We start from the raw sequence: 7,950 nt of genomic DNA, 5'->3' as shown, positions 1-7,950 counted from the left end.
TCGTGCCCGCCGGCGAGGACGAGGAAGGCCACCAGTTCTACGCCCCACCGAGACGCCGGCGGCCGCGCCGACGGACACCCCCGCGCCCGCCCCGACCGAGACGGCGCCGCCCGCCCCGCCGGTGACCGAGACGCCCGCACCGGTGGCACCGACGCCCGCCCCGCAGCCCGAGACGCCGACCCCGGCCCCGGCGGCCCCGACCTCGAAGCCGGCCCCCAAGCCCACCCCGGCCGCGCCCACCAGCAAGCCCGCCGACGGCGGCGGGACCACGACGACCGGCGGGTCCGGCACCGGCGGGTCCACGACCGGCGGCTCCACGACCGGGGGTGACGGCTCGACCGGCAGCTCCTCGACCACGGGTGGATCGAGCACGGGTGGGTCGAGCACGACCACCGGCGGCAGCGCCGGCACCGTGCACCAGGGCTCGTTCTGCTCCCCGGCCGGCGCGACCGGCGTGACCAGCGCGGGCACCCCGATGGTCTGCCGCCCGGACGCCAACGGCCGCAACCGCTGGGGACAGTCCGGCTGACAGCTGACAACTGACAACTGACAGATAACAGCTGACAGATAACGTCATCTGTTATCTGTCAGCTGTCATTTGTCAGTCGCCCCCGTCCGCCCCCTACGGCACCGCCCGCTCCACCCGGCGGCGCTTGATGGTGCGGAACCGGCGGGCCACCTGGCGGGCCAGGTCGGCGGCGCCGACCAGCCCGGCCTCGTTGCCCAGGGCCGCGTGCACGATGGTCGCCTCGGGCCGGAAGCCGCGGCCGGTGAGGGTGCGGCGGAAGGTGTCGCGGGCGGGCCCGAGCAGCAGGTCGCCCGCCTCGGAGACGCCGCCGCCGATGACGAAGCGCCCCGGGTCGAGGGCGGCGGCCAGGTTGGCGATGCCGACGCCCAGCCAGGTCCCCACGTCGTACAGCAGCTCGGTGGCGGTCGGGTCGCCGCCCCGGGCCGCCTCGGTGACCAGCGGCCCGGTGATGCCCTCGACGGCGCCGCCGGCCAGCGCCAACAGCGGCTGGACCACCGGGGACTCCTCGGCGACCAGTTCACGGGCGTCCCGGACCAGCGCGTTCCCCGAGGAGTACTGCTCCCAGCAGCCCCGGTTGCCGCACGGGCAGCGGTGCCCGCCGGGCACCACCTGCATGTGCCCGAACTCCCCCGCCAGCCCGTACCGCCCCCGGTCCACGTAGCCGTCGCGGACGACGGCGCCGCCGATGCCGGTGCCCAGGGTGAGCATCACCATGTGCTCCTCGCCCCGGCCGGCGCCGAACCGCCACTCGGCCCAGGCCGCGGCGTTGGCGTCGTTCTCGACGATCACCGGGAACCGCAGCCGCTCGCTGAGCGCCTCCTGGAGCGGCTCGTTGCGCCAGTTGAGGTGCGGGGCGAAGAGCACCTTGGAGCGGTCGGCGTCGACCCAGCCGGCCGCGCCGATGCCCACCGCGTGGACGTCGTGCCGGTCGGCCAGCTCCAGCACCAGCTCGACGATGACGTCCTCGACCACCTTGGGGCTCTTGGACTTGTGCGGGGTGTCGGTGCGGAGCTTCTCCAGCACCTTGCCCTCGCCGTCGACCACGCCGGCGACGACCTTGGTGCCGCCGATGTCGACGCCGATCGTCGGCAGCCGGAGCAGCCCGGCGGGCAGGGCCCGGCGGCGGCGCTCGGCGCGCGGCCCCAGGCCGAGCAGGGTGGGCAGGACCGGGGCCCGTCCGGGGCCTTGGGGGCTGGTCACGGCTGCGGACGCTCCTCTGCGGAATCGGTCGACGGAGAGTCGGTGGACGGGGAGTCGGTGGACGGAGAACCGGTGGACCCGGGCCGGGCGAGCTCGTGGGAGAGCTCGGCGAGGTCGGACCCGCCGGCCATCTCGGTGGTCAGCTGCTCCAGGCCGATCTCCGCCCGCGGGTGGCTGCCGGCCATCCGGCCCCGCTTGAGCAGGGTGAAGTGGTCGCCGACCAGGTACGCGTGGTGCGGGTTGTGGGTGATCAGCACGACGCCCAGGCCGGCGTCCCGGGCGGCGGTGACGTACTTGAGCACCACCCCGGACTGCTTGACGCCGAGCGCGGCCGTCGGCTCGTCCAGGATGAGCACCTTGGCGCCGAAGTGCACGGCGCGGGCGATGGCCACGCACTGGCGCTGGCCGCCGGACAGGGTGCCGATCGGGCGGTCGACGTCGGGCAGGTCGATGCCCATGTCGGCGAGCGCCCGGCGGGTGGTGGCGCGCATGCCGTCGGCGTCCAGCCGCAGGCCGCCCCAGCGCTTGTGGCCCTGTTCGGAGCCGAGGAAGAAGTTCCGCCAGACCGGCATCAGCGGCACCACCGCGAGGTCCTGGTAGACGGTCGCGATGCCGCGGTCGAGGGCCTGCCGCGGGGAGGCGAAGCGGACCTCCTCGCCGCCCACCGTGAGGGTGCCCTCGTCGTGCTGGTGCAGCCCCGCGATGATCTTGATCAGGGTGGACTTGCCGGCGCCGTTGTCGCCGAGCACGCAGCTGATCTCGCCGGCCCGCAGGGTCAGCGAGACGTCCTCCAACGCGCGGACGGTGCCGTAGGTCTTGCCGACGCCCGTCAGGGAGAGCAGCTCGGTCGTCGTGTCCGGCGCGGTCATCGGGGCCCCCGTTCGGCGCGGCGCTTGACCCAGGAGTTCAGCAGGGCGGCGAGCAGCAGCATCGCGCCGAGGAAGAACTTGAACCAGTCCGGGTTCCACTGGGCGTAGATGATGCCCTTGCTGACCATGCCGAAGATCAGCGCGCCCAGCGCGGAGCCGACCACCGAGCCGTAGCCGCCGGTGATCAGGCAGCCGCCGATGACGGCCGCGACGATGTAGATCAGCTCGTTGCCGACGCCCTCGCCGGACTGCACGGTGTCGAAGGAGAACAGCAGGTGCTGTCCGAGCACCCAGGCGCCGAAGCCGACGAACAGGTAGAGCACGGTCTTGGTCCGGGCGACCGGGACGCCGACCGCGCGGGCCGCCGCCGCGTCGCCGCCGACCGCGAAGACCCAGTTGCCGAAGCGGGTGCGCAGCAGCACCCAGCTGCCGGCCAGCAGCAGGCCGAGCCACCACCAGACGGTGGCCTTGATCGTCAGCCCGCCGACGGTGACCTCGGAGGCGAACAGCCAGCGGCAGGCGGCGAAGCCCTCCATGTCGGAGATCGGCTTGGTGGAGACGGTGCCGGAGACCAGCTTGGTGACGCCGAGGTTGGCGCCGGTCAGCATCAGGAAGGTGCCGAGGGTGACGATGAAGCTCGGCAGCTTGGTGCGGGCGAGCATCCAGCCGTTGAACAGGCCGACCGCGAGGGTGACGGCCAGCGAGACCAGCACGCCCACCCAGGTCACCGCGGTGAGCTGGTAGGAGACCATCGACGAGGTGAGCGCGGCGGTGGTGACCAGGACGCCGGCCGAGAGGTCGAACTCGCCGCCGATCATCAGCAGCGAGACCGGCACCGCCATGATCCCGATGGTGGAGGCCGCGTACAGCACGGTGCCCAGCGAGGAGACCCGCAGGAAGGGCTCGGCGACGGCGGCGAACACCAGGAAGACCGCGGCGGCGGCGATCAGCGCGCCCAGTTCGGGCCGGGCGGCCAGCCGGCGCAGCGCCGCCGGGCGTTCACGCTCCTGGGCGAGGACGTCGGTGGTGCTCAACGCGTCCCCCTCGCGACGTACTCGGCGAGCGCGTCGGCGTCGGCCTTGGTGAGGATCTGCGGGCCGGTGGCCACCGGCTTGCCGCCGCCGAGCATGTCGAGGTTGGAGCGGTAGAGCCAGAGCAGGTCGACGCCCTCGTAGCCCTGGAGGTAGGGCTGCTGGTCGACGGCGAAGCCGACGGTGCCGGCCTTGAGGCCGGAGACCACCTGGGTGCCCAGGTCGAAGGTGTCGAGCTCGACCGGGCGGCGGGCGTCCTGGATCGCCTGCAGGCCGGTGGCGGCCATCGGGCCGGAGAGGGTGAGCACGGTGTCGATCGCCGGGTCGGCCTGGAGCTTGGCGGAGACCGCCGCGCGGGCGTCCGGCATGTTGACGCCGTCGACGTAGAGCACCTGGAACGCGCCGCCGGCCTTGCCCTGGGCGCCGGAGCAGCGCTGCTCCTGGCCGACGTTGCCCTGCTCGTGGATGACGCACAGGACGTTCTTGCGGCCGCGGCCGGCCAGCTCGGCGCCGGCGGCCTGGCCGGCGGTGGTCTCGTCCTGGCCGATGTGGGTGAGCGCGCCGAACTTCGCGGAGTACTCCTGGCCGGAGTTGACGGTGATGACGGGGATGCCGGCGGCCTTGGCCTTGCCGAGCACGTCGGCCATCGCGTCGCCCTTGGCGAGGGTGACCAGCAGGCCGTCGACCTTCTGGTCGATGGCGGCCTGGACGAGCTGGACCTGGTTCTGGGTCTGCGCGTCGTTGGAGTACAGGAAGGTGATGTTGTCCTTGGCCGCGGCCTGCTCGGCGCCCTTGCGCACGGTGTCCCAGAAGGCGTCGCCCGCGCCCGCGTGGGTCACCATGGCGACCTTCCAGCGGGGGGTGGTGACGGCGCTGCCGGCGCCGGCCGCCGCCTTGGCGCGGGCCTGCTCGGCGCGTCTGCCGCCGGTGCTGCTGCAGCCGGCGACGGCGACCATCAGGGCCAGGGCGGCGCAGACGGGCCGGAGCCGGCGGACGGGACTGATGCGGGTTGTGCTCATCCCCATAGTCTCGCTGCCCGGCGGACGCGCGTTCGCACCGCCTCGCCCGGCGGCCCGATCCGTGCGGACGGTATCGTGCCCTGCGGGGGGATTCCTGGGAGTCCGCTGAGCGCGACGTCCGGGCAGAGCCTGTCAGGGTGGCAGACTAGGGCGGGCCCGAAAAGGGAGCAACGCGTAAACGTGATGTTCCTCTCAGGTTTCGCACAGATTCGGACGGCAACCGATCCCCGTTTCAGGCCGTCTGATGCCATTGAGGTGGCGTTCCGGGCGAGTGGGGCCCGGGCGGCTTCGAACCCGGATACGAGAACTTCATGCAACTGACAGGTACGCCATTCTTCGTCTGCACGGTCATCCTCGTGCCGATCTCCATCGCCGTGGCGATGTGGTGCTGGGGCCGGGCCAAGGGTCCCAAGCCCGTGCGCGTCCTGTCCCGGCTCGCGATGATCGTGTTCTGCCAGGCCACCGCCGTGGTCATGGTCTTCGTCATGGTGAACAACGCCAACCTGATCTACGGCAGCTGGGACGACCTGCTCGGCACCGGCAAGCACGTGCGCGCGGTGCCGGTCGTCCCGCCGGCCGACCCGGGCGCGGGCACGGGCGCGGCGGGCAACGCGGCCGGCGGTGGCGGCGGCGCCCCGGCGGGCGACGCGGCCAAGCCGGCGGCCAACAAGGTCCAGCAGGCCTTCCGCGGCGTCGACGACCCCAAGGTGCCGGGCGACGTCAAGAAGACCGACCTGAAGGGCCAGCTGTCCGGGGTGGACGGCGAGGTGCTGGTCTGGCTGCCGCCGCAGTACGACGACCCGGCGTTCAAGGACAAGAAGTTCCCGGTGGTCGAGCTGATCCCCGGCTACCCGGGCTCCTCCTCCACCTGGTACGGCACCCTGAAGGTCTCCGAGCAGCTCAAGCCGCTGATGCAGCAGGGCAAGGTGGCGCCGTTCATCCTGGTCTCGCCGCGCACCCTGCTGCTGGGCAACCGCACCGACGCCGGCTGCACCGACATCGCGGGCAAGGTGAACGCGGACACCTGGCTGACCCGGGACGTCCCGCAGATGATCCTGGACAACTTCCGGGCCGACCCCTCCTCGGACCGCTGGGCGATCGCCGGGTACTCGGCCGGCGCGCACTGCGCCGCCAAGCTCTCGCTGGCCCACCCGAACCGCTACCGGGCCGGCGTCAGCCTCTCCGGCTACAACGACCCGGCGACCGAGAAGGACTCGCTGGTCGGCAAGGACGCCAAGCTGCGCGAGGCGAACAACCCGGTCAACATCCTGAAGACCGCCGCCCAGCCGCCCAAGGTCTCGCTGTACGTCTCCGGCAACAAGGGCGACGGCTACGAGGACGGCCAGGCGATCGCCGCGGCCGCCAAGGCGCCCACCACCATCCAGGTGGTCGAGACCACCGGGCCGCACTCCAGCGACGTCTGGAAGGACATGGTGCCGGGCGTCTTCGAGTGGCTGACCGGCGTCATCCCGGTCCAGTAACCCCACCCCACGCGATGAGGCGGCCCCGGAGGATTCCGGGGCCGCCTCATCGCGTTCGGGCGGCTCAGGCCGGTCCGGGCGGCTCAGGCCGGTTCGGGCGACTCAGGCCAGTTCGAGCGCCAGGTAGAAGTCCACCCGGTCCTCCAGCCGGGACAGGTCACGGCCGGTCAACTCCTCGATGCGGCCGATCCGGTACCGCAGCGTGTTGACGTGGACGTGCAGCTGCGCCGCGCACCTGGTCCACGAGCCGTCCGAGCGCAGGAACGCCTCCAGGGTGCGGACCAGGTCCGCCTGGTGCTCGATGTCGTAGGAGATCACGGTGTCCAGCAGCCGGCTGCGGAACGCCCGGCGGACCTCGTCCGGGACGGCCGCCAGCAGCAGCACGTGCGAGGCCAGCTCCTCCGGCCCGGCCACGCAGACCCGGCCGACCCGGGCGGCGGCGATCCGGCGGGCGTGCCGGGCCTCCTCCAGCGCCCCGCGCAGCCCGACCGCCGCCGGGGCGGGCGCGGACACCCCGAGGGTGATCCGGCCCTCCGAGCCCAGCCCGGCCTCCAGCGGGGCGAGCAGCCCGCGCAGGGTCTCGGCCGCCGGGCCGTCCGGCGCGGGGAGCACCACCACGGCGCCGGTGCCGGCTCCGGCGACCAGCGCGCGGTCGGCGGCGCCGCCCAGCGCCTCCTCCAGGATCACCCGGACCGCGCCCTCGGGCAGTCCGGTGCCCTCGGCGCTGACGACCACCCAGGCCCCGTCCGCCGCCGGCGGCTCGGAGTCGGGGCTCTCGTAGCGGGCGGCCATCGCCGAGGACGCGTACAGGGTGCGGCTGATCTCGGCCGGGTCGGCGTCGCGCCGCAGCAGGGCGAGCAACTCGTCGGCGAGGCGGCGGCGCAGCCGGCGGCCCTCGTCGCGGCGGTGCCGCTCGGCGGCGACCAGCCGGGCCAGGTTCTCGGCGAGCTGCTGGCGCTTGGGGGTCCACTCGGTGACGTCGCCGGCCACCACGAGCAGCCAGTCGGTCAGCGGCGCCTCGGCCTCGGGGGCGGCGGGCGCGGGCAGCAGCGAGTAGGCGCCGGCCGCCAGCCGGACCCGGTGCGGGGGGCGGCGGCGCTGGCGCTGGGCGGCGAGGTGGGCGCGGACCAGTTGGTCGCGGTCCTCGGCGGGCAGCCGGTCGGCCGGGCCGGCGATCACCGTGCCGGTGGGGGCGAGCACCCAGCAGTCGAGGTCGAGGTCGCCGCCGAGCAGGTCGAGGACGGCGTCCAGACCGCCGCCGCCGGCCGCCGAGACCAGCAGCCGGTGCCGGTCGACCAGGGCGGAGAGGTCGGCGGCCCGGTCGGCGGAGACCTGGCGGCCGACGAACTCGGTGACGGTGCCGAAGGCGATGTCGTCGGGCACCGCGAGCAGCGGCATCCGGTGCCGGCGGCAGGCCTCGACCAGGTCCGCGGGGACCGGCCCCACCTCGGCCTCGCCGGCCGCCAGGGCGACCGCGCCGCCGGCCACGATGGTGCGCACGAACCGCTCGGAGTCGGCCGGGCCGCTGCGCCACAGCATCCCGGTGAGGACCAGCTCGCCGCCGTGCAGGTACCGGCCCGGGTCCTGCAGATCGGTCGTCATCACCCCGCTGACCTGCCGGTCCAGCTCCTCCTCGGCCGCGAGCAGGCGCAGGCGCGGGGCGCCGGGGGCGAGCAGGTCACGGACACGCATCCGGGGGCTCCTAACGGGCGGGGGGTGGGGGTGCAGGGCGTCCGAACGCTCGGTCCGCGGTCACAGTCTGCCCGAACATCCGTGCTCGGCGTTACGTCCCAATGGGTGCCCGGACGGCCGGACCGTGGC

6 protein-coding genes and 1 pseudogene are annotated in these 7,950 nt (G+C 73.9%); 2 read left to right on the top strand and 5 right to left on the bottom strand.

Features of this window, described 5'->3' with window-relative positions; genetic code table 11:
- Window positions 1-529: pseudogene (locus AB0N76_RS21920) on the top strand (hypothetical protein); the annotation flags it as partial.
- 93 nt (window positions 530-622) lie between these two features.
- On the opposite strand, the gene AB0N76_RS21915 reads toward AB0N76_RS21920, so the two are convergent.
- The 4 genes from AB0N76_RS21915 to AB0N76_RS21900 are packed head-to-tail and all read right to left on the bottom strand — an operon-like array spanning window position 623 to window position 4,648.
- Window positions 623-1,684, bottom strand: a complete 1,062-nt coding sequence (locus AB0N76_RS21915) for an ROK family glucokinase (protein WP_363559314.1) — start codon at window positions 1,682-1,684, stop codon at window positions 623-625.
- Between the two features lie 41 nt (window positions 1,685-1,725).
- Complete coding sequence (locus AB0N76_RS21910) at window positions 1,726-2,598, bottom strand: ATP-binding cassette domain-containing protein (RefSeq protein WP_363559310.1); 873 nt, start codon at window positions 2,596-2,598, stop codon at window positions 1,726-1,728.
- Complete coding sequence (locus AB0N76_RS21905; RefSeq protein ID WP_363559308.1) at window positions 2,595-3,632, bottom strand: ABC transporter permease; 1,038 nt, start codon at window positions 3,630-3,632, stop codon at window positions 2,595-2,597. The genes AB0N76_RS21910 and AB0N76_RS21905 overlap by 4 nt, the downstream gene beginning before the upstream one ends.
- Window positions 3,629-4,648: a substrate-binding domain-containing protein gene (locus tag AB0N76_RS21900; protein ID WP_363559306.1), complete on the bottom strand. Its 1,020-nt coding sequence runs from the start codon at window positions 4,646-4,648 to the stop codon at window positions 3,629-3,631. Before AB0N76_RS21900 ends, AB0N76_RS21905 begins: the two co-directional genes overlap by 4 nt.
- A gap of 356 nt (window positions 4,649-5,004) precedes the next feature.
- Here AB0N76_RS21900 and AB0N76_RS21895 point away from each other — a divergent pair, with 356 nt between their 5' ends.
- The gene (locus AB0N76_RS21895; protein WP_363559304.1) at window positions 5,005-6,129 is read left to right on the top strand and encodes an alpha/beta hydrolase-fold protein; all 1,125 of its coding nucleotides are present in this window, start codon (window positions 5,005-5,007) and stop codon (window positions 6,127-6,129) included.
- A 102-nt stretch (window positions 6,130-6,231) separates the two neighbouring features.
- Here AB0N76_RS21895 and AB0N76_RS21890 read toward each other — a convergent pair whose 3' ends face one another.
- Entirely contained in the window at window positions 6,232-7,821 is a 1,590-nt protein-coding gene (locus tag AB0N76_RS21890) for a PucR family transcriptional regulator (RefSeq protein ID WP_363559302.1), read from the bottom strand.
- Between the last annotated feature and the right edge of the window lie 129 nt (window positions 7,822-7,950).

The sequence above is a fragment of the Kitasatospora sp. NPDC093806 genome, assembly GCF_040683335.1.
Lineage (GTDB): Bacteria > Actinomycetota > Actinomycetes > Streptomycetales > Streptomycetaceae > Kitasatospora.
This window is presented reverse-complemented; position numbering and strand designations above follow the sequence as displayed.

Bases quoted from the DNA above. Each gene is read 5' to 3' on its own strand.
- AB0N76_RS21910 (WP_363559310.1), bottom strand. From the start codon at position 2,598: ATGACCGCGCCGGACACGACGACCGAGCTGCTCTCCCTGACGGGCGTC.
- AB0N76_RS21900 (WP_363559306.1), bottom strand. From the start codon at position 4,648: ATGAGCACAACCCGCATCAGTCCCGTCCGCCGGCTCCGGCCCGTCTGC.
- AB0N76_RS21890 (WP_363559302.1), bottom strand. From the start codon at position 7,821: ATGCGTGTCCGTGACCTGCTCGCCCCCGGCGCCCCGCGCCTGCGCCTG.